The sequence below is a fragment of the Peribacillus sp. 05N428 genome (assembly GCF_056397085.1).
The window spans coordinates 16630-35772 of the sequence record NZ_JBFTMS010000025.1 but is presented as its reverse complement, the minus strand read 5'-3'; the positions used below and the strand labels follow the sequence as shown (position 1 = coordinate 35772).

Genomic DNA, 19143 nt, shown 5'->3' with positions numbered 1-19143 from the left:
ATGAACACCCGCAAAGATAAAAGCTGATTGGCTAAACCATGATCAGCTTTCCCCACATGTTGAAAGAAATGGGAACTAAACGACTCATTTAGTTCCCGGGACGAATAGACGAAGATGTTTATGCAGTACAGTTGCCTGGCAAGGTAGAAGAATGCCTTCATCGCCATCGATATTGACTGCAAGTTCCTCTGACGTGGTTAAATGGAGCTTGGATGTTTTAATATATTCAACTTCGTCATTCCCCATGATCTCCCCCCTGATCAAACTGGGAATGATCTTGACGATGAGAGGAAGAGATAAATCCTTAATGATGAATGTGTGCAGCTTTCCATCATTCACTTCCGCCTCTGGTGCAAGTTGTTCAAAACCGCCGACAGAGTTAGTCATGGTTGCAATTAGTAAATGAGCCTCCCCCATCCACTTCCCGTGATCATGTTCAACCGTTAAAGGAAACGGAGTCTTTTTAATGATCGCTTTTGCTCCTTCAATGAAATAGGCAAAAGACCCAAGACGGGTTTTTTGTTCAACGGTAACATTATAGGTGGCCTCCGCGATTGCCCCTACCGCCAACACATTCATGAAGTAACGGTCATTGATCTTCCCTATGTCCGATTCCTTAATATGCATATCCTTCAATATCTCGATGGCTGCATTGGGATTCAGTGGTATTCCCAAAGACCTGGCGAAATCATTGATGGTTCCTAGTGGAATGATCCCGAAGATAGGCCGATGCTGCTGTTCGCCCAAGCCATTCACTATCTCGTTCACCGTTCCATCACCACCCATGGAAATGACAGCATCGAATCTATCTGCACAGGCCTCCTTTGCAAAACCCGTCGCATCCCCCTCTCCTTCCGTTTTACGAACGCATACCTCATCAAAAAGTTGCCCTAGTGCCTTTTCCGCTTTCGGCAAAATCTTCCCTGCCTTTTCCTTGCCTGAAGATGGATTGACGATAATCATCGCTTTCGACATATGCTACCTCCCATTATTGTACTTCTACTAGCAAGTTACCTCTTTACTGAAGTATTAAAACCATACTGACAGGAACTTACATATAATCGCTGCCGTTTGGATTTGGCTGACACTTTAGAACAAGCTCTTTTATGTTACATCGACTGTGAAACAGGCATTCAATAATCACTCAACTTCCTGTTTCCCATCTGTTATATTAATGCCCCACTCAACACATTGAAAATTGTTTGTCCGTTTCAGTCCCTGATTGTTTTTTCGTTTTATAAAAAGCATTATTTCTTTCATTTCCTACTTGCCGTGGAGAAAAATAAAAAAATATACAGATGATAAATCCCTTTCCAATAGGGTTTTCACACTATGGGTGAAAAAAATTTCAAATTTTCTGTAAAATACCTATACATTTTTCAGATTCGGGTATATACTGTATTATAACAACAAGCAAACAGCAAAAACTGTACTATAAAGAGGGGGGGAGCGAGACATGCAAGCAAATCAATCAGATTTACTCATAATCGATTCATTTAAACATTGCCCGGAATGTGGTGAAACACAGGTGGACCATTCAAATTCCTATCTGATGGAATGCGATCGCTGCCTTTCCAAACGTGAAGAATAAAGCGACCGGAAAATATATCTAACATTAAAAGGAGGAAATCATCATGCAAATGAAAAAATCCATTGAGTTTTTTAACAATATCCCTGCTAAACATTGCCCTGAGTGCGGTGACCATATTATCGAGCATGCTGAATCCTACTTAATGGAATGTGACCGCTGCCTTTCCAGACGCGAAGACTGATTAAACCAAAATCAAAAAGGAGGAACCATCATGCAAACTATAAATCCACTGGAATTCTTCAGGACACTGCCACCTAAACAATGTACGGAGTGCGGAACCCATATCACTGAACAAGCTGAATCTTACTTGATGGAATGTGACCACTGCCTTTCCAAACGCGAAGACTGATTAAAACCAAATCATAAGGAGGAATCATCATGCAAACCAAAAATCCACTGGAATTCTTCAGGACACTGCCGCCTAAACAATGTACGGAATGCGGGACCCATATCATTGAACAAGCTGAATCCTATCTCCTGGAATGTGACCGCTGCCTTTCCAAACACGAAGACTGATTAAACCAAATCATAAGGAGGAATCATCATGCAAACCAAAAACCCATTGGAATTCTTCAGGACACTGCCGCCTAAACAATGTACGGAATGCGGGACCCATATCATTGAACAAGCTGAATCCTACCTCTTGGAATGTGACCGCTGCCTTTCCAAAAAAGATGAATATTAATAAAAGATGCTGACATCAAGGAGCTATATAGGCCATTTTGATGTCAGCATTAACCTTGTTATCTGCCTCCCTTTCCTTGAATACAAAAAAAGGATGTCCCCTGGACACCCTTCAGTCTTACTATCTTTTCATCTCCCAATATATTTATCTACATACTTCCCGCTGATCTTCCTGCTGCTGTATTGTAAGAAGTCCAATGCAAAAATCATGAATTCAAGGCCCAGACGCTTATCGGAACGCATAAAATCAGAACCTAGCAGTTTCTCCAATTTTTCAAGCCTATGATATAACGTTTGCCGGACAATGAATAATTGTTTTGATGTCTCCTGTTTAGAACCGTTACAGGCAAGGTATGTCTTCAGGGTAGGCATTAGCTCTCCATTGTTTTGCTTGTCGTATTCAATGACAGGACCTAAATATTCATATACCGTTTCCTCCAGATTGCCATGTTTATTTATGAGTGAAATCATGCGATGCATATGTAAGTCCTGATAAAAGAAGCTCCTGTTATCCTCTGGTAATGTATCCTGAAGCAGCAACGTCTCACGGGCCGTTTCATAACTTTTATAAATCTCACTTAACCTTTGAACATGCTTACCAAAACCAATGGAAAGCAGCCCCATACGATTACGCCCGCTTACATCCATTTTCATGATTCGATCCACCGCGCTTGTAACCCTTGATTTCCAATCTTCGGATGAACGGTTATCACCTAAAATAAAAACAAGATGCTGATGTATTTCCATGGAAAATATCTGAAAGCCGTACTGTTCAAAAACAGTTCTAAACATTATCTTAAAATAGGTTCCATCTAATTTTGCAGAATTTTTATTATACTTTGGGTGTTGTTTGCAAATGCAAACAATTCCGCCATCCAACTGCATTTTCGGATCAATATAGGAAAGCCTTTCCCGGATTGCTTCGTCACTATATTCACCTTCGATCCAATTTGTAAGCCATATACTTTCTTCCGACATTTTCTTTTCTTCTATATATAACTCCCTTAATAGATGCTGTGCCAATGCGGTAGCCGTTCGATCCAAGATCAATGAATCAAAATCAGTCAACTCCCTGCCGTTGCTGCAAATGAGCAGTTCAGCATAATTTTCACCAAGCACTTGAATCGGCTGTCCAAGAACGGTTTTATCCAATTTCCGCTTCTCTTCATATATGTCCGCTACCATTTGATAGGTTGTTTTTTTCTTTATTTTTGGAATGCTGGCTATATCATTTTCATTAAAGATAAGAATAACCTGTACATTTAAATAGCTGTGGAGAAATTTTAGAATTGGTTCATAATGGTCAATTTCGAGGAGATTTTTATTTAACTGCTGTGAGTAGTTTTCTAAGTTGGAGATCATCTGATATTGTTTATTGATGATAAGGGAATGTATATCCTGCGTGATTTCCACGAAAGGGACTTCTTCATGAAATAGGATGATAGGGAATTGCCGTTCATTAGCGAGATCGATGGCACATTGCGGCACTGCCATGGTGTTGGCGCCAATCTCTATACAGAGTCCAGCTGCATCGCATTCTATTAATTGTCTTAAGCAGGATAGAAATGTGTCATCGCAGTCTTTCCACCCTAAACCGGTAGTCAGTATCAGTTCGTTTCCATTTAACAAATGGCTGATTTGGGTGACTTCCATGCAGTGGACCCACTTCACTTGACGCTTTATCCCACTGCTGCCTGCAATTATATCCGTCAGATTAAAATGCTTGCGTGTTAGAATTTCCTCGATTGTAATCGATGTATTCATCCAGCCACATCCTTTTATAAAACTGCTTTAAAATCTATTATAAACGGACAACCCTTAAATCTCCAGACACTTGTCAGAAAATCTAACGTCAAAATTCTACAAAAAACTCGAACAAAAAGGACCCATTCGTGAGGAATAGGCCCGGTCCGCAACTATTTCAATTCAATTTTTTTTTGAAAAGCAATGTAGAGAAGTATTTCCTTCCTTCCGGGGTTTTGATGTTCAATTGCTTCCATTCCTGCTTCGTTCCTTCAATCAGTTCAAAATCGAGAAAGGCTCCACTTAAACTTTCGGAAACTCGGGTGATTCGATATCCTCTTTCAAGCAAAAAATCGATTTGTTCCCTTTCTAAGCGATACTCTTGATATTCGGACATTTCCATTCCCCCTTTCAAACGTTCTCCTTGCCGGTCGAAGCCGTAAAAACCAACTCTTCCTCAAGTTCTGGACCTTCCCCAATTATCCAATCCCTTCCAACTGAAATGCCTAAATATTTCTCATCGCTCGGATCGATGATTTCAGCTTGTTCATATCGCTTGAACCACCAATACTTAGCTAATATAAAATAACTAGCACCGCCGAGAAGAAAACCGATAATAAACGAATAATTTGAAAAAATCGTGGCACCGATTCCTCCAATCACCCAAGAAATGATTCCTGCCCAATTCACTCCATTCAAGTACTTATACTGGCCTTCACTTTCATAGAGTTCTTCTACATTCACTCTCCGTTTACGAAGGAAATAGTAATCCGCTACCAAGATGCCGACAATCGATGCCAGGATTCCACCTATTATTAATAAAACTTCTATGATGATGCCGAACAGGCTCCATGGCTGAACTACTATCCCAATAACCCCCGCTACAACGACTCCCGCCCAAAATGGCATTTTAGGACCCATGACATTGGAGAAAATGGTAGCTGCGGGAATGACATTGGCCGTAGTATTCGTCGACCATTGAGCAAATACGATCATGATCAAAAGGACGCCGAGAGCAATTCCATTTGCTGATCCCTGTATGGCAACTACAGGGTCATAATTGGAAACAGCCATATAAGAAACCGCTCCGATAATCACCATGAACGTCTGGGTGATGGGATAGGTGATAATATTCCCAATTATTTGCCCCTTATTGCGCTTGAACCAATTTTTTTCATTTTTTGGTGCCTTTATATAGCGGGAAAGCGTCGGCATATCTGCAGTCAATGTGCCCCAAAATCCCATATTTGCCATAATGACGACCATGAAAGCCGTTGCGGCGGCCCCGCCAGTGACCGGACTTTCAATCCAGGACCATACCTCCCTTCCTTGGGCCACAGCCTGATCGGATAGGGTGAAATACATCCATCCAGAAATTAGAATGATGACGGGCGCCGCCAAGTCGGCGAATCGTTCAATCGACTTTATTCCCATTGCCGTGTTGACTAATTGTAAAACGGCAAAAATGAGGAAGTAGATAAACCAATTATCAAAGTCAAAAAGAGTTGTAAAGATAGCGTTCATTGCAGTGGCTCCAAAGTAAGTATTGAGGCCGAACCAGCATGACGCTACAAAACCGCGTACAACCGAAGGGATGTGGGTGCCAATCGTACCGAACGGCGCCCTCATATAGACTGGAAATGATATTCCATGTTCAATACCAATATCCCCTGTCATTGTCATCAAAAAGCCGAGAACCACACAGGCAATGACCGTTGCAAGAACGACCCAGCCTAAGGATAAACTTTGAACACCGTTCCCACCGATCGCGAAGGCAGCCAATACTACAGCCATGCCCACCCAAATGAAACCAAATCCGGCTGCACTTATGTTTTTCTCACTATGAGGTATAGGCAGCAAATCGGGAGACTTTAAATAATCTTTTTTCTCACTCATAAAAATCCCCCTAATTTAATTTGCAAGATTCCTTACCGAAGTTAGACTGTAAGCTTTTTCCCGGTATCCGGCTTCAGCGCCGAATTATATTTTGCCCGTTTCAAGAATTGTCCTTTTCCAGCTTCGCCTACAAATTGTTTGTCTTTAATGACGAATTGACCTCTCGATAAAACGGAAACCGGCTCACCCGTAATTTCCATACCCTCAAACGCATTATAATCCACCGCCATGTGATGAGTATCTGCAGAAATGGCTCTTTCAACTTTCGAGTCAAAAATGACAATATCAGCATCCGATCCTACGGCAATCGTCCCTTTCTTAGGGAATAACCCAAATAGTTTGGCAGCACGCGTAGAGGTCATGTCGACGAATTGATTCAAAGTAATGCGCTCTTTCATGACCCCTTCAGAAAAGAGGATACTCATGCGGTCCTCGATCGTTGGGCCGCCGTTCGGTATTTTCGTGAAATCTTCACGTCCAAGTTCCTTCTGTCCCTTAAAATCAAAAGAGCATTGATCGGAGCCAATCGTTTGCAGCTGCCCCATTTTCAAAGCATTCCATAGCACTTCCTGGTTTTTCTTCTCCCTTAACGGCGGGGACCATACATACTTAGATCCTTCAAAATGGGGCTTTTCAAGATAAGACTGGTCAAGAACCAAATATTGCGGACAAGTCTCACCCCAAATATCCACCCCTTTATTCCTTGCCTCAGTGATCTTTTCAACCGCATCTTCACAGGTGACATGAACGACATAGAGCTGGCCATTTGCCATTTCCGTCAGTTTAGCTGCACGTCCAGTTGCTTCCCCTTCAAGCTCCGGAGGCCTTGTTAATGCATGGTAAATTGGATCGGTGTTCCCTTCGGCAAGCGCCTGCTTTGTAAGATAATCGATGACATCACCATTCTCAGCATGAACCATGACAAGTGCGCCAAGTTCCTTTGCATGCAACAAAGTGCGGTATAGCGTGGCATCATCCGCTTGAAAAACATTCTTGTAAGCCATGAACACTTTAAAGGACGAAATCCCTTCATTATCGATGATACTTGGCAACTCAGCCAATACTTCATCATTAATCTCACTGATCATTAAATGAAAACCATAATCTATGGCCGCTTTTTCATTGGCCTTTTCATGCCATGTTTCAATTGCTTTCTTTAAAGGCACCCCTTTTTCGGTCAGGCAAAAATCGATGATCGTTGTCGTGCCGCCATAAGCAGCAGCGATTGTACCTGTTTCATAATCATCCTTTGTCGTTGTCCCGCCAAACGGCATATCGAGATGGGTATGCGGATCAATGCCCCCCGGAAAAATATAAGCGCCTTTTGCATCAATGATTTCAGCCCCCTCAGCCGACAGGTCCTTGCCAATCATTGCAATCTTCTCATTTTCAATCAATATATCCGCTTGATACGTATCTGCAGCCGTTGCAATCGTTCCATTTTTAATGATTTTCTTCATATTCGACCCCTCCATCATTTTACGAAATCAACACTTTCACTGCTTATGCCCCCAAGGAACGATTGGCGTTCATTCCACGTCATTGGCGGTAATTCATTTGTCAATTCGATCATATCGATCGCCCCATCTGCCGGACAGACGATCGAGCAAAGATTACAGCCTACGCAATCCTCTTCGCGCACTCTCAAGAATGAGCTGCCTGACGTGTCCTTTAACATATCTATACATTGATGAGATGTATCTTCACACGCTATATGGCATTTATTGCAGTTAATGCACACATCATTATTAATGCGCGCAACGACCTTATAATTAAGATCTAAGTTCCCCCAGTCGGAATAGCGCGGTACGGACTTACCGACAATATCCATCACGGAGGATATCCCTTTTTCATCAAGATAATTGGACAGTCCATCGATCAAGTCTTCAACTATTCTAAAACCGTGATGCATGGCAGCCGTGCAAATTTGCACTCCAGTCGAACCCATCAGCAAAAATTCCACCGTATCCTGCCAATTTGAAATGCCGCCAATTCCCGAAATGGGAACATTGATCATTTTATTCCTTGCACACTCTGCCACCATATTCAAAGCAATCGGCTTCACAGCGGGACCGCAATACCCTCCGTGAGCACCCTTGCCGCCTACATGGGGAATCGTATTCCATGAATGGATATCCACTCCTGCCAAGCTGTTGATCGTATTGATCATGCTTATTGCATCCGCACCGCCGCGCACCGCCGCTTCGGCCGTAACCGTAATGTCGGTTATATTGGGTGTAAGCTTGACGATGACTGGTTTGGATGCAGCTTCCTTCGCCCAGTATGTTTGCTTTTCAACCAGTTCTGGAACCTGTCCCGAAGCAGCTCCCATCCCACGCTCTGCCATACCGTGCGGGCAGCCAAAGTTCAACTCGTAACCATCGACCCCTACATCTTCTATGCGCTTGATGATCTCATGCCACTTTTCCTGTTGTGGCTCCACCATCACCGATGCAATGATTGCATGATCAGGGAACCTCTTCTTCGTTTCATATATTTCCTTCAGATTCACTTCCAGCGGACGGTCCGTTATCAATTCTATATTGTTGAACCCGGCAACTCTTTGTCCATTAAAACTGACCGCTGCAAAACGTGATGAGACATTCAGGATGGGGTCACCCAATGTCTTCCAAACAGCTCCTCCCCAGCCAGCTTCAAATGCACGCTGAACTTGATAACCCGAATTAGTAGGTGGTGCTGAAGCAAGCCAAAAAGGATTGGGAGATTTAATACCTGCAAGATCAATTGATAAATCAGCCATGATAAGCCTCCTATTTTTCATAGTTATTTAAGCAATATCCACCGCTTCGCCCATCAAAATCGAGTCAATTTCATAGGCTGTCTTTTTCCCTTGTTGGGCAGCTGAAACAACCATTGCCTCACCTTGGCCTTTTCCGAAGATCACGTCACCGCACGCAAATATCTTTTCATTCGATGTCCTGTAGGAATCACCCTCCAATGTTACGACGCCATCATCATGTTGGATGCCGAACTGTTCAATCAATCCTACATACCTTGATTGGCCTATGGCACGAATGACGCCATCGACCGGAATGACGAACTCTGATCCGGTAATTTGGACTGGACGGCGCCGGCCATCTTCACCTGCCTCGCTAAGCACCATTTTTACGCACTCGATACCCGTTACCTGACCGCTTTCATCCGATAGGATCCTGGAGGGGGCAGTCAGCCAGTGAAAACCGACACCTTCTTGTTTGGCAAACTCATATTCAAAATCATAGGCAGTCATTTCCTTTTGGGTACGACGATAAATAATGCTCACCTGTTCGGCGCCCAGGCGAATAGAACAGGTCGCGGCATCGATCGCCGTGTTTCCAGCCCCAATCACCGCCATCTTCTTCCCAATGAATTTATCAGTGATTGTCCCTGTTTTCGTTGCCTTTACGAAATCGATTGCATCATAAACTTCAGCTAAATCCTCCCCTTCAATCCCAAGCTTAGGAACATCGGACATGCCTATCGCTAAAATGACCGCATCATGGTCGGCAGTCAGCTGATTTGCGGAAACATCCACCCCGACCCGTGTATTCGTTTTAATATCAACATCCAAACTCTTTACTTGTTCGACTTCCCAATAAGAAATGCTCTGAGGTAAACGGAACGATACAATTCCGTAAGTATTTAATCCGCCTGGATTCTTTTCAGCTTCGAAAATGGTTACACTGTAGCCAAGCAAGGCTAGCTCCCTTGCTGCAGACAAACCCGCCGGACCGCTTCCTACAATGGCAACTTTTTTGCCATTCTTCTTCCCGGCCTTGAATAGGGCTTGTTTATTTTGGATGGCCCAATCTGTGGAATAACGCTGGAGATTGCCGATCATGATCGGCTTTGTAGAATGGTTCAGGACACATGCCCCCTCACATAACTCTTCAGTCGGACATACCCGCGCACAGCTGGCACCGACAGGATTTGCCGTCATGATTGTCTTGGCCGATCCTTTAAAATTACCTGATGCTATCTTCTTGATAAAACCGGGAATATCTATTCCTGTCGGACAGGCTTGGATACATGGGGCATCATAGCAGTATAAACATCGATTTGATTCTTCCAAAGCTTCCCTTGGGGATAATCCCCTCTCCGCTTCCTGAAAGTTAATCTCTAGACCACCTTTTAACGGGCTCGTCATACTCATCCACTATTTCTCCTTCCAAACATTTATTTTTGAAAAATAAAAAGGGAGGAATTGCGTGCATTCTCTCTACTGTCCTCATATTTAAACGATTGAAAGCATTGCCAACATGGTTTCCATCAATTTAATCACCTAACAAGTCATGGCGATTTCCCAGCCAAAAACCTCTCATTTTGTTTATTATTTTCTCTCTCATTCTCTCACTGGCCACGCCCCGGTCCCTGTTTCCTTCAAACACAAAAAGCCCCCCCTACTAATCTTAAAAACTCAAATCCTGCTGATAAATCAGAGAATTGAGTATTCTTTATTCTATAATGTTGAAAAGCAAGTTACATTATACAAAGTGTAAAGTATTTCCAGGCACTAAATTTGCAATATGTAATATTCATGTTATATTTCCTAACAATAAGTGATAAACCTCGTCATTTTTCTACATCCAAACTTACTTTTCATCATACTTACTGATATTTTTGGCTGATTTGTTCCGATTACCTGCTTATCAACACTTTGTCCACATAAAAAAAAGCCCAGAAACGAAAATTCTTGGTTTCCTGGGTCTTTTCACTTTTATCCACAACTTATTCACATATTATATGGCGTTATTCTCTTTGTTTTTGCAGAACAGAGGCACTTCACCAAAAGTTATCCACATTAACGAATCGACTTTTCCACTTATCAACAACCCATTAACAATTTATCAACAGGCAGGCTCATTCCGGATGTATAACGTATCGTTTATATTTCTCATAATCGGTTTTCTTGCACTCAAGCTTTATTCGATATCCGAGTGCCTCATATTCAGTTTCCGTTATGTGGCCATTTTCATTGAAATAAGAAACCAGCTGCCCTTGATCAAATGGAATCAGCATTTCACAGTGAGTATAGTCGACAAAAATACGCTTGCGAATTTGATTTATCAATTCCTCGATGCCAACTTTGTTTTTTGCTGACATATATACAGAGCCACGATTCACCTGAGGGATAACCAAATCGGTAAGGTCCGATTTATTATACGCAAAGATCGTCGGAATCCCTTTAATGCCTATATCGTTTAAAGTCTTTTCCGTTATCTCTATTTGCTGCTCATGATTAGGATTGGAAAAATCGACAACATGGATCAACAGATCCGCTTCTACCACTTCTTCCAATGTGGATCGGAATGCCTTCACTAGATGATGCGGCAATTTAGACACAAATCCCACCGTATCCGTCAATAAGAATTCCTTTTTATCCGGCAGCGGAATGTTTCGGACGGACGTCTCAAGCGTAGCGAACAGCATATCCTTCTCCAACACCTGCTTCTCTGCAGTTGGATGGAACATCTCAATCAGTGCATTCATGATCGAAGATTTACCTGCATTGGTATAACCGACTAAGGATACGACAGGGATGGCATTCTTTTTCCGCTGTTTCCTCTGCGTTTGCCTGTGTGCAACAAGGTCTTCCAGTTCTTTATTCAAAACACTTATATTTTCCTCGATCCTCCTGCGGTCAAGCTCTAACTGCTTTTCACCTGCTCCTTTGTTTGTACCAACCCCGCCGCTCTGACGCCCTAGTGACTCCCTTAAACCAACGAGACGCGGGAGCATATACTGCAGCTTTGCCACTTCTACCTGAAGCTGTGCTTCCTTCGTTTTCGCCCGATGCGCAAAAATATCCAGAATCAAGATTGTCCGGTCAATCACCTTGCAATCCATGTCCCTCTCCAGATTACGAAGTTGCGAAGGGGAGAGCTGGTCATTAAAAATGACGACATTAGCTTCTTTATGCTCAACGAGATTTTTCACTTCCTCGATCTTCCCGGTACCGATAAAATGTGATGAGTTCACCCGATGCAAATTTTGTGTGATGGTCCCTGCAACCTCTACCTCACATGCTTCCGTTAAATTGGCCAATTCCTCCATCGAATACTCAAAATCCTTTGAACCGTTGAGATTGACTCCAACCAAGATTGCCCTCTGCTGTAATTCCATCATTTCAAATCCCTTCCGTACATACCTTACTCCCTATATTATACTTAAACAAACTGTCATGCTGCCTAAAAGCGAGCCACATTGCATACCAGGCATCGCTTGCATAACGGTTGCTGCCCTTAGCAAAGCGTTTTTATTGGACTTCCTTTTACTTTCAATAAAAAATATGACGACCGACTATTTTTTTCAAAGTTTCACATGAAACAATTGGAAAGCTCAAAATAAAAGCTCCCTGGTGCACCTTAAGATGCACCTGGGAGCCCATATTATTCTATTCTTTTATTCTCAATAACCTAAGACTGTTCAATGTAACTAATAGCGTCGCACCCATGTCGGCAAAAATCGCCATCCAAAGTGTTAACCAGCCCGGCGCTATCAATAATAAGGCCAGGACTTTAATCACCAATGAAAACGTGATGTTCTGCTTAATGATTTTTAATGTTTTGCGGCTTAAGCGGATTGTATAAGGCAGCTTCGATAAGTCATCACCCATTAAGGCAATATCGGCTGTTTCAAGTGCTGTATCCGTGCCCGCCCCTCCCATTGCGATTCCTACCGTGGAAGCTGCCAAGGCCGGAGCATCATTGACACCATCGCCTACCATGGCCACTCGATCGTATTTTTGTTTCCATCGTTTGATGATGGTCAATTTATCCTGCGGCAATAGCTCCGCCTCAATCTCATGAACGCCAGCTGCCGCTCCAATCGCTTTTGCCGTTCCGATATTATCGCCAGTCAGCATGATCGTTTTTTCAATGCCCAAAGCATGCAGTTTCCGAATGGCTTCCTTACTGCTTTCCCTTATTTCATCAGACACCGCGATGAGTGCCAGGAGCTTCACTTGATCGCCAAGCACCATCACCGTTTTCCCTGTATTTTGATAGCCACTGATTAATTTAAGCACATCATCAGAGAAAACGAAACCTGCCTCTTCCACAAAAAGGTGGGGTTTACCAATGTAATAGATTTCTTGATTGATTTTCCCCTTTATCCCTTTACCCGTGATCGCAGTAAAATCCTCCACCAATAAAGAATGATAGTCCACATCGGAGGTTTCCGCCTTTTGAAGAATGGCCGTAGCAAGGGGATGCTGTGATCTGCTTTCTAAAGCAGCGGCGATAGCCAGCACGTCCTGTTCATTCAACACATCAGATAACATTTTGAAATCGGTCACCTCAGGTACGCCCTTTGTTAAAGTACCCGTTTTATCAAACGCGATTGCCTTTAAGGCTCCCGCTTCCTCCAAATGGACCCCGCCTTTAATCAGCACACCATGTTTCGCAGCATTTCCGATTGCTGTCACGATGGCGATGGGCGTAGAAATGACCAAAGCACAAGGACAGCCGACAACCAGTACAGCCAATCCCCGATAAATCCATTCACTCCAATCCCCGTTCATCACGATCGGGGGTAATACCGCAATGGCCAGGGCAATGAGCATGATGGCCGGCGTATAAAATTTTGCGAATTTATCCACGAAGGCTTGGGAAGGAGCCTTTTCGGCCTGTGCTTCTTCAACAAGGTGGATGATTTTTGCAATCGTCGTATCCTCGACCCGCTTCGTGACCTCCACTTCGAGCAGCCCTTCACCATTTAGGGTTCCGGCAAATACTTCACCCTCAACCGTTTTAAAAACCGGCTCGGATTCACCAGTAATGGCTGCTTGATTAAGTGTCGAGGCGCCCTTCATGATCCGGCCATCCATTGCAAGCTTTTGACCAGGTTTAACGATCATGATGTCGCCCACTTCAATCTCATCAACAGCAACCATCATTTCATGATGCCCTCTGCGGATCAAAGCTTCTTTAGGTGCGATGTTCATTAATGATTCGATGGAATTACGTGCCTTATCCATCGAATATTTTTCCAATGCTTCACTTATCGCAAATAGAATGACGACGGTCGCGCCCTCGCCCCATTCACCAAGCACGGCCGCCCCGAAAATGGCAACCGTCATAAGGGTGTGCATATCAAAGCGAAGCCTTACAAGGTTTTTCAAACCACTGACAAATAATGAATATCCTCCAACTATGATTGCAGCCGCATAACCGATTACCGGCATGATGCTTCCATCAGCATATCGATTATCCAATATCCAGCTGACCAGCAATAAGATAACCGAAATCACCACTTTAATATTTTCTTTTTGCTTCCAAAATGGTTCCTTTTGAGTTGCCTGTTCCTGTTCACCGCGGATCTTCAGGTTATCGAAAGCTCCCGCCTTTTCAATCTGTTCAATGGTCGCGCTGCCCTGTACCGATATCTTCGAGGCGCCAAAGTTGATTTTGGCATCCTTTACACCCTCTAGTTCACGGACATTGTTCTCGAATTTAGCCGCACAATTCGTGCAGGATAGACCCTGGATACGATATGTTTTCATTGGGGACTCAGCCATCGGCCCTTACCTCCTGCTGATGTTCTAATGCAATGAGAATCAATTGCTTAATATGGTGATCATCCAAAGAATAAAAAGCCAACTTACCTTCTTTTCGATATTTTACGATTGCATGTTTATAAAGGGTACGAAGATGATGTGACGTCGTCGCCATCGAAGCACCAATGATATTGGCCAGATCGCACACACACAATTCCTCGTCCGTACAGAGCGCATAAGCTATCTTCGCCCTATTTTCATCGCCTATAACCTTAAACAGCTTCGACATGCTGGATATATCCACCTGGCCCATTTCCTCTTGAATGCGATTGACCTTCACTTCATCATGCAGGTGAACATCACATATATCTTTCAGTTCCGTCATCTTCTCACACCTCTCATTCAAATCTTCGTTTGATTATAATATAACATAATTCCCTGAATATTCAAATCCATATTTGAATGTATAAGAATCTTTTCCACTTCCCAAAGAAATGAATGAAAGTGCCCATATGTTTTTATATGTGGGCTATCGTTTTTTTGTTTCCCTTTTTGCTAACAAAAAGGTCATGCTGCCCTCTTCCCTGATCTTCAGGCGAAAAAAAGAAGGGACATAAATTCCTTTACGCCCCTTCAATCAATGATTTCAGTAATTACCTATCGTTACCTTGATACGTATAATATATTTAATTTAGTATTTTTTAGAAAAACTATGATATACTTAGTCAAACCTTTTTAAGCGTTTTACTTTACTTGTACCATTTACCCTGCTTATCGTTTAGCAGGGTTTTTTGTTATGTATTTTCACAAAACAAAAAAGACGGACCCTTTAAAAAGGATCCGTCTTTTTTGTTATTGAAATTATGCTTTTTGAACGTTAGAAGCTTGAGGTCCGCGTTGACCTTGTTCTACTTCAAAAGTAACTTCTTGGCCTTCGTCTAAAGATTTGAAACCTTCGCTTTGGATAGCTGAGAAATGTACGAATACGTCGTCTCCGTTTTCGCGTTCGATGAATCCAAAACCTTTTTCTGCGTTAAACCATTTTACTTTACCTTGTTCCATTGTTGTTGCCTCCTAGTGCATCTAAGCACAATGTATTACTATCCTTGCTCTAAGTCATCATCGAAAACGAAAAGTAGTACTTTTAGTATCCTTAGTACCGAACAAAAATAATTAAGACTAAGCATAACATTAAATGGTAGCGATTGCAAATAGTTTGGGGAAACTTTTTTCCAGCAATTTTTAATACTCTCTCAATTCGATTAAAAAATAAGCAGCAACGAAAGTGACTCTATCTATTACACAGGAACTCTTACATGCATTACTCCAAACAAAAACCTCTCGTTTAAAGAGGTTTCAAACTGTAGATAAACTCGATATTATTTATGATTGTCACATTTTTTTGAAGGAGTGTAAAACGGAACGTTGATTTCCTCTCCAGGCACTCGCTTTCCGCGGGCGGTCCGCCCTCGGCGCGCTTAGCGCCTGTGTGGTCTCCCTTGGACCCGCTTTCCCGCAGGAGTCTCGTACCTTCCGTTCCAATCAGCTATGTTTAAAAACTCAGATAGAACCCATTTTATCTCCAAAAACCTCCCGTAAACAAAATTAAGAAAGGTTTTTGTAGATGTTTACTTCAAATATTTATTTTTCCGTAATGAACTTTTCTACCATTCCTTCTAAAATCGCCGATTCTTTTGCTAAATCTTCATTTTGTTCCTTCAATCCAGCCATTATGGTACTTTGTTGAATGGCAGCTGCCGAGATTTGCTCCGTTGTTGCGACTCCTTCTTCGGAAATCGCTGCAATTTCCTGTATGGATGCCAGGCTTTCATCCGAAGACTCATTGATTTTTTTCGAATGGGCGGCCAATTGTTCTGTGCCTTTCAGCAATCTCTCTACGGATTCGAATATCTTATTGAAAATCTCGCCATTGTTTTCCACTAAGGAAACACCATTTAGTATATCCTGAAAACTCTCATCATTATTTTGGATGACTTTGGCTGTTTGTTCATTAATCCGCATAATCGATTCTGAAATGATATCGATGGATTCATCGGTTTGCACAGCCAATTTTTGCACCTCTTGAGCGACTACGGCAAAACCTCTGCCAGCATCACCCGCCCGTGCCGCTTCTATGGACGCATTCAAGGACAGCAGGTTCGTTTGGGAAGCAATCACCCTTATTAGGCCAATCACTTCATTTATCTTCACTACATCCTCTTCCAGGCTCACCAAATTGGCTTTATTCGCTTGGCCGTTTTCCATGATTTTATCCATCTGGCTCGTTACATCCTGCACTTGTTTACTCCCTTGTTCAGCAAGTGTATTTGCATGCATCGTAAATTCATTCATTTCATTCGTTTGCTCGTTCATTAAACGGATCGTATCCGTTAAGTCACTGATCATATTGGAAATCCGGTCAATATGATGGGCACGTTCTTCTGAAGCCTTTGCTTCTTCCGTTGTCCCCGTCACTATATGGCCATAGGATTCCACCATCTCTTCAAAGGATTGCTGAATGGAAACTGTCGTTTGATTCATCGTTTGGGCGTGTTCACGGACATTCTGGATAATATGGGACAAACTTAATCTCATATCTTCAAATCCATTTGACAGATCGCCAATCTCATCCTCTCTGCCAACGGGAATCGATTTACTTAAGTCCCCTTTTGCCATTTCATTCGTGTAACCAACAAGTTCATTGACGGGTCCCGAGATCTTTTTCCCGATGACAACGGCGCATAGCACACCCAATATAACGGCACTTGCAAGAAATAAGATATTATAGAATATCATTGTGCTTTTCAATTCATCAATGAAGCTTGCATCCATATCGATTCCGACAATCGCGTCCGTTCCTTCGATTGGCGTAAAGTACGACTTATGTGTTCCCCACTTATCTTTATATATTTCACTCAAGACGTCTTCGCTTCCATTTATCGATTTTGCCTGTTCCGGTGTGAAGGGGGATTCCACCATATAGTCATCGCTGCCGCTCAAGGCTACAATCATGTCGGCATCATTCTCCCGCTTCAAAACATAAACATATTCAATTCCCTTTTTATCTTTAACAAAGGCATCCAGTTTCCGCTTAATCTCTTCGCCCCGTTCGGAAGCCTTGTTTATCAAAGTGGGATTGAGGCTCGCTGCTAAACTGTGGGCATTTTCAGAAAGGCGATCATCGAATTGCGGAAGGACATTCTCATTGATCATTTTATTAGTAATATAGGAAAAGCAAAGGCCCATGGCCCCTGCGAAAATCACGAAAGGAATAATATAAAACAAGAATAGTTTTGCCAATAGAGATTTTTTAGGATTCAGCTTTGAAAATCTCATTTCGATGCCCCCCTTAGTTGAAAACCAGGTGTTTTATAGTCAAATATGGTATTAAATCCAAATGAAGCAATTGGAGATTTTCATTCAAATCCTCACTTCTATAAAAGATGATAGCCATGCTCCGATCATTTTGAAAAGGAAGCTGCCTATATTCCAAAACATGTTCGAATTCATGACGAAGTCCATCATGATCAATACGTGCAACATCTTCCGGATTTATTTCAAGCGGAACCTCTGCAAAGAAAAAGCTATATATTCGATCGTCCATCTCTTCCAATATCCGATTCCAATCGGGTTTCGTTCCTGAAAAATAGTGTTCATACATATTCATTCCATAGGCATGGTAACCTAGATCTGTTGTACCCGCCCCAGCAAAACGCAGGGGATTGATTTCGATGGGTATCACCCGGTTTCCCTTTTTGCGGATTTCAAAGTGTACAGGATAATTCCTAAGCGGAAGGACCGTTTGGATATTCTTCATGAACTTCAGTGCATCATGATAGATTTCATCAATGGCCAACTTCGAAGTATAATAAATTCGATCGGAAGTATCGTAATCATCCTTGAATAATCGTTTGAAGACATTCAAAATGACCGGTTCACCATCTTGATTGTAATAACCATCAATGGCATACTCTTCACCCTGAATCCACTCTTCTATTAAAACGGTCTGGGAACCGACCACTTCTGAATCATATAATCCATCCGAATGAAGTAAATCCGCTTTAAGCTGGTTCACGGCTATATCCCAATCCTGTTCATTCTTGACTTTGTGCACACCTACACTGGAATAGCCAATATTGGGTTTGATAACTACCGGAAACGGTATTTGATTTATATCCAGCTCACTTATCATGGATAAATCGATATCTTGGAAATAGAAATCAGGATATAAAGATTTCGTCAAATTTCGCACCTGACTCTTATCCTTCAATAACTTTGACCAAATGTATTCATTGCTATCCGGTTGAAAATGCCCTAATAGTGTTATGCCATTTTCAGAGTTTGTAAGAATTCTTTTGTCCTTTTCCATGGACTTGAAAAATTCTGTATCCTTTTGAATGTTTAGCTTTTCTGATGTTAATGTGTCTTCCCATTGACCTTGTTCCAATACTGGAATTTGCTGTTCCTCTAACACCTTTAGAAGAATTGGCGACACAATCGACTCATTCAAAATAATCATTTTTTCCACCTAACTTATACTGTTTTTTGTATCTCCATATTTAATCGGTTAAAACGGGTAATTTTTTAGCTTATATAGGTATTTATTATTAAAAATGAATTAAAAATCAAGATATCACTATATCTTTTTACCTATCAGTCATAGACTTGAGATCCTTACACATATTCCTTACTGTTAACCATCGAATATTTAATTCCCTTGTATCTTCATGAA

Annotated in this window: 18 protein-coding genes; 5 read left to right on the top strand and 13 right to left on the bottom strand. The window is 42.2% G+C overall.

Annotation, left to right across the window (positions count from 1 at the left end; all coding sequences use genetic code 11):
• Positions 1 to 84: 84 nt before the first annotated feature.
• The gene (locus AC1DIV_RS20370) at positions 85 to 975 is read right to left on the bottom strand and encodes a diacylglycerol/lipid kinase family protein (protein WP_340878304.1); all 891 of its coding nucleotides are present in this window, start codon (positions 973 to 975) and stop codon (positions 85 to 87) included.
• Between the two features lie 481 nt (positions 976 to 1456).
• On the opposite strand from AC1DIV_RS20370, the gene AC1DIV_RS20365 reads away from it, so the two are divergent.
• The 5 genes from AC1DIV_RS20365 to yhfH (AC1DIV_RS20345) are packed head-to-tail and all read left to right on the top strand — an operon-like array spanning position 1457 to position 2276.
• Positions 1457 to 1591 carry a hypothetical protein gene (locus AC1DIV_RS20365; RefSeq protein ID WP_260088880.1) on the top strand — a complete coding sequence of 45 codons (135 nt, stop codon included), beginning with the start codon at positions 1457 to 1459 and terminating at the stop codon, positions 1589 to 1591.
• Between the two features lie 43 nt (positions 1592 to 1634).
• Complete coding sequence (yhfH, locus tag AC1DIV_RS20360) at positions 1635 to 1772, top strand: protein YhfH (protein WP_082162914.1); 138 nt, start codon at positions 1635 to 1637, stop codon at positions 1770 to 1772.
• Between the two features lie 30 nt (positions 1773 to 1802).
• Positions 1803 to 1940 carry a protein YhfH gene (gene yhfH, locus AC1DIV_RS20355; protein ID WP_082196596.1) on the top strand — a complete coding sequence of 46 codons (138 nt, stop codon included), beginning with the start codon at positions 1803 to 1805 and terminating at the stop codon, positions 1938 to 1940.
• Positions 1941 to 1969: 29 nt separating this feature from the next.
• Positions 1970 to 2107 carry a protein YhfH gene (gene yhfH, locus AC1DIV_RS20350; protein WP_072274043.1) on the top strand — a complete coding sequence of 46 codons (138 nt, stop codon included), beginning with the start codon at positions 1970 to 1972 and terminating at the stop codon, positions 2105 to 2107.
• 28 nt (positions 2108 to 2135) lie between these two features.
• The gene (gene yhfH / locus AC1DIV_RS20345; RefSeq protein ID WP_072274044.1) at positions 2136 to 2276 is read left to right on the top strand and encodes a protein YhfH; all 141 of its coding nucleotides are present in this window, start codon (positions 2136 to 2138) and stop codon (positions 2274 to 2276) included.
• 128 nt (positions 2277 to 2404) lie between these two features.
• Here yhfH (AC1DIV_RS20345) and AC1DIV_RS20340 read toward each other — a convergent pair whose 3' ends face one another.
• The 12 genes from AC1DIV_RS20340 to AC1DIV_RS20285 all read right to left on the bottom strand — a co-directional run bounded on the left by AC1DIV_RS20340 (position 2405) and on the right by AC1DIV_RS20285 (position 18930).
• A complete protein-coding gene (locus AC1DIV_RS20340) occupies positions 2405 to 4039 on the bottom strand; it encodes a PucR family transcriptional regulator (protein ID WP_251543045.1) in 1635 nt (544 codons plus the stop codon).
• A gap of 157 nt (positions 4040 to 4196) precedes the next feature.
• Complete coding sequence (locus tag AC1DIV_RS20335; protein ID WP_034304894.1) at positions 4197 to 4415, bottom strand: hypothetical protein; 219 nt, start codon at positions 4413 to 4415, stop codon at positions 4197 to 4199.
• 14 nt (positions 4416 to 4429) lie between these two features.
• On the bottom strand, positions 4430 to 5914 hold the full coding sequence (locus AC1DIV_RS20330) for an NCS1 family transporter (RefSeq protein ID WP_477577294.1): 1485 nt from the start codon (positions 5912 to 5914) through the stop codon (positions 4430 to 4432).
• A 41-nt stretch (positions 5915 to 5955) separates the two neighbouring features.
• On the bottom strand, positions 5956 to 7374 hold the full coding sequence (gene hydA, locus AC1DIV_RS20325; protein WP_477577293.1) for a dihydropyrimidinase: 1419 nt from the start codon (positions 7372 to 7374) through the stop codon (positions 5956 to 5958).
• Positions 7375 to 7388: 14 nt separating this feature from the next.
• Positions 7389 to 8675: an NAD-dependent dihydropyrimidine dehydrogenase subunit PreA gene (gene preA, locus AC1DIV_RS20320; RefSeq protein WP_034304903.1), complete on the bottom strand. Its 1287-nt coding sequence runs from the start codon at positions 8673 to 8675 to the stop codon at positions 7389 to 7391.
• Between the two features lie 27 nt (positions 8676 to 8702).
• On the bottom strand, positions 8703 to 10061 hold the full coding sequence (locus AC1DIV_RS20315) for an NAD(P)-dependent oxidoreductase (RefSeq protein WP_404826769.1): 1359 nt from the start codon (positions 10059 to 10061) through the stop codon (positions 8703 to 8705).
• A gap of 713 nt (positions 10062 to 10774) precedes the next feature.
• Positions 10775 to 12040 (bottom strand): GTPase HflX, encoded by a 1266-nt coding sequence (hflX, locus tag AC1DIV_RS20310; protein ID WP_340878299.1) that lies wholly within the window; start codon positions 12038 to 12040, stop codon positions 10775 to 10777.
• 268 nt (positions 12041 to 12308) lie between these two features.
• Positions 12309 to 14432, bottom strand: a complete 2124-nt coding sequence (locus tag AC1DIV_RS20305) for a heavy metal translocating P-type ATPase (protein ID WP_477577292.1) — start codon at positions 14430 to 14432, stop codon at positions 12309 to 12311.
• On the bottom strand, positions 14425 to 14796 hold the full coding sequence (locus AC1DIV_RS20300) for an ArsR/SmtB family transcription factor (protein ID WP_048685756.1): 372 nt from the start codon (positions 14794 to 14796) through the stop codon (positions 14425 to 14427). The genes AC1DIV_RS20305 and AC1DIV_RS20300 overlap by 8 nt, the downstream gene beginning before the upstream one ends.
• Positions 14797 to 15272: 476 nt before the next feature.
• Positions 15273 to 15473: a cold-shock protein gene (locus AC1DIV_RS20295; RefSeq protein WP_034304915.1), complete on the bottom strand. Its 201-nt coding sequence runs from the start codon at positions 15471 to 15473 to the stop codon at positions 15273 to 15275.
• A 579-nt stretch (positions 15474 to 16052) separates the two neighbouring features.
• Entirely contained in the window at positions 16053 to 17747 is a 1695-nt protein-coding gene (locus AC1DIV_RS20290) for a methyl-accepting chemotaxis protein (protein WP_477577290.1), read from the bottom strand.
• A 13-nt stretch (positions 17748 to 17760) separates the two neighbouring features.
• The gene (locus AC1DIV_RS20285; protein WP_477577289.1) at positions 17761 to 18930 is read right to left on the bottom strand and encodes an ATP-grasp domain-containing protein; all 1170 of its coding nucleotides are present in this window, start codon (positions 18928 to 18930) and stop codon (positions 17761 to 17763) included.
• Positions 18931 to 19143 lie beyond the last annotated feature (213 nt).

What these genes read in the sequence shown, in the direction of transcription:
- AC1DIV_RS20315 (WP_404826769.1), bottom strand. Translation starts at nt 10,061, where the DNA reads ATGACGAGCCCGTTAAAAGGTGGTCTAGAGATTAACTTTCAGGAAGCG.
- AC1DIV_RS20330 (WP_477577294.1), bottom strand. Translation starts at nt 5,914, where the DNA reads ATGAGTGAGAAAAAAGATTATTTAAAGTCTCCCGATTTGCTGCCTATA.
- yhfH (WP_082162914.1), top strand. Translation starts at nt 1,635, where the DNA reads ATGCAAATGAAAAAATCCATTGAGTTTTTTAACAATATCCCTGCTAAA.
- AC1DIV_RS20340 (WP_251543045.1), bottom strand. Translation starts at nt 4,039, where the DNA reads ATGAATACATCGATTACAATCGAGGAAATTCTAACACGCAAGCATTTT.
- yhfH (WP_082196596.1), top strand. Translation starts at nt 1,803, where the DNA reads ATGCAAACTATAAATCCACTGGAATTCTTCAGGACACTGCCACCTAAA.
- preA (WP_034304903.1), bottom strand. Translation starts at nt 8,675, where the DNA reads ATGGCTGATTTATCAATTGATCTTGCAGGTATTAAATCTCCCAATCCT.
- AC1DIV_RS20300 (WP_048685756.1), bottom strand. Translation starts at nt 14,796, where the DNA reads ATGACGGAACTGAAAGATATATGTGATGTTCACCTGCATGATGAAGTG.
- AC1DIV_RS20335 (WP_034304894.1), bottom strand. Translation starts at nt 4,415, where the DNA reads ATGTCCGAATATCAAGAGTATCGCTTAGAAAGGGAACAAATCGATTTT.
- AC1DIV_RS20305 (WP_477577292.1), bottom strand. Translation starts at nt 14,432, where the DNA reads ATGGCTGAGTCCCCAATGAAAACATATCGTATCCAGGGTCTATCCTGC.
- AC1DIV_RS20290 (WP_477577290.1), bottom strand. Translation starts at nt 17,747, where the DNA reads ATGAGATTTTCAAAGCTGAATCCTAAAAAATCTCTATTGGCAAAACTA.
- AC1DIV_RS20370 (WP_340878304.1), bottom strand. Translation starts at nt 975, where the DNA reads ATGTCGAAAGCGATGATTATCGTCAATCCATCTTCAGGCAAGGAAAAG.
- hflX (WP_340878299.1), bottom strand. Translation starts at nt 12,040, where the DNA reads ATGATGGAATTACAGCAGAGGGCAATCTTGGTTGGAGTCAATCTCAAC.
- AC1DIV_RS20295 (WP_034304915.1), bottom strand. Translation starts at nt 15,473, where the DNA reads ATGGAACAAGGTAAAGTAAAATGGTTTAACGCAGAAAAAGGTTTTGGA.
- AC1DIV_RS20285 (WP_477577289.1), bottom strand. Translation starts at nt 18,930, where the DNA reads ATGATTATTTTGAATGAGTCGATTGTGTCGCCAATTCTTCTAAAGGTG.
- hydA (WP_477577293.1), bottom strand. Translation starts at nt 7,374, where the DNA reads ATGAAGAAAATCATTAAAAATGGAACGATTGCAACGGCTGCAGATACG.
- yhfH (WP_072274044.1), top strand. Translation starts at nt 2,136, where the DNA reads ATGCAAACCAAAAACCCATTGGAATTCTTCAGGACACTGCCGCCTAAA.
- yhfH (WP_072274043.1), top strand. Translation starts at nt 1,970, where the DNA reads ATGCAAACCAAAAATCCACTGGAATTCTTCAGGACACTGCCGCCTAAA.
- AC1DIV_RS20365 (WP_260088880.1), top strand. Translation starts at nt 1,457, where the DNA reads ATGCAAGCAAATCAATCAGATTTACTCATAATCGATTCATTTAAACAT.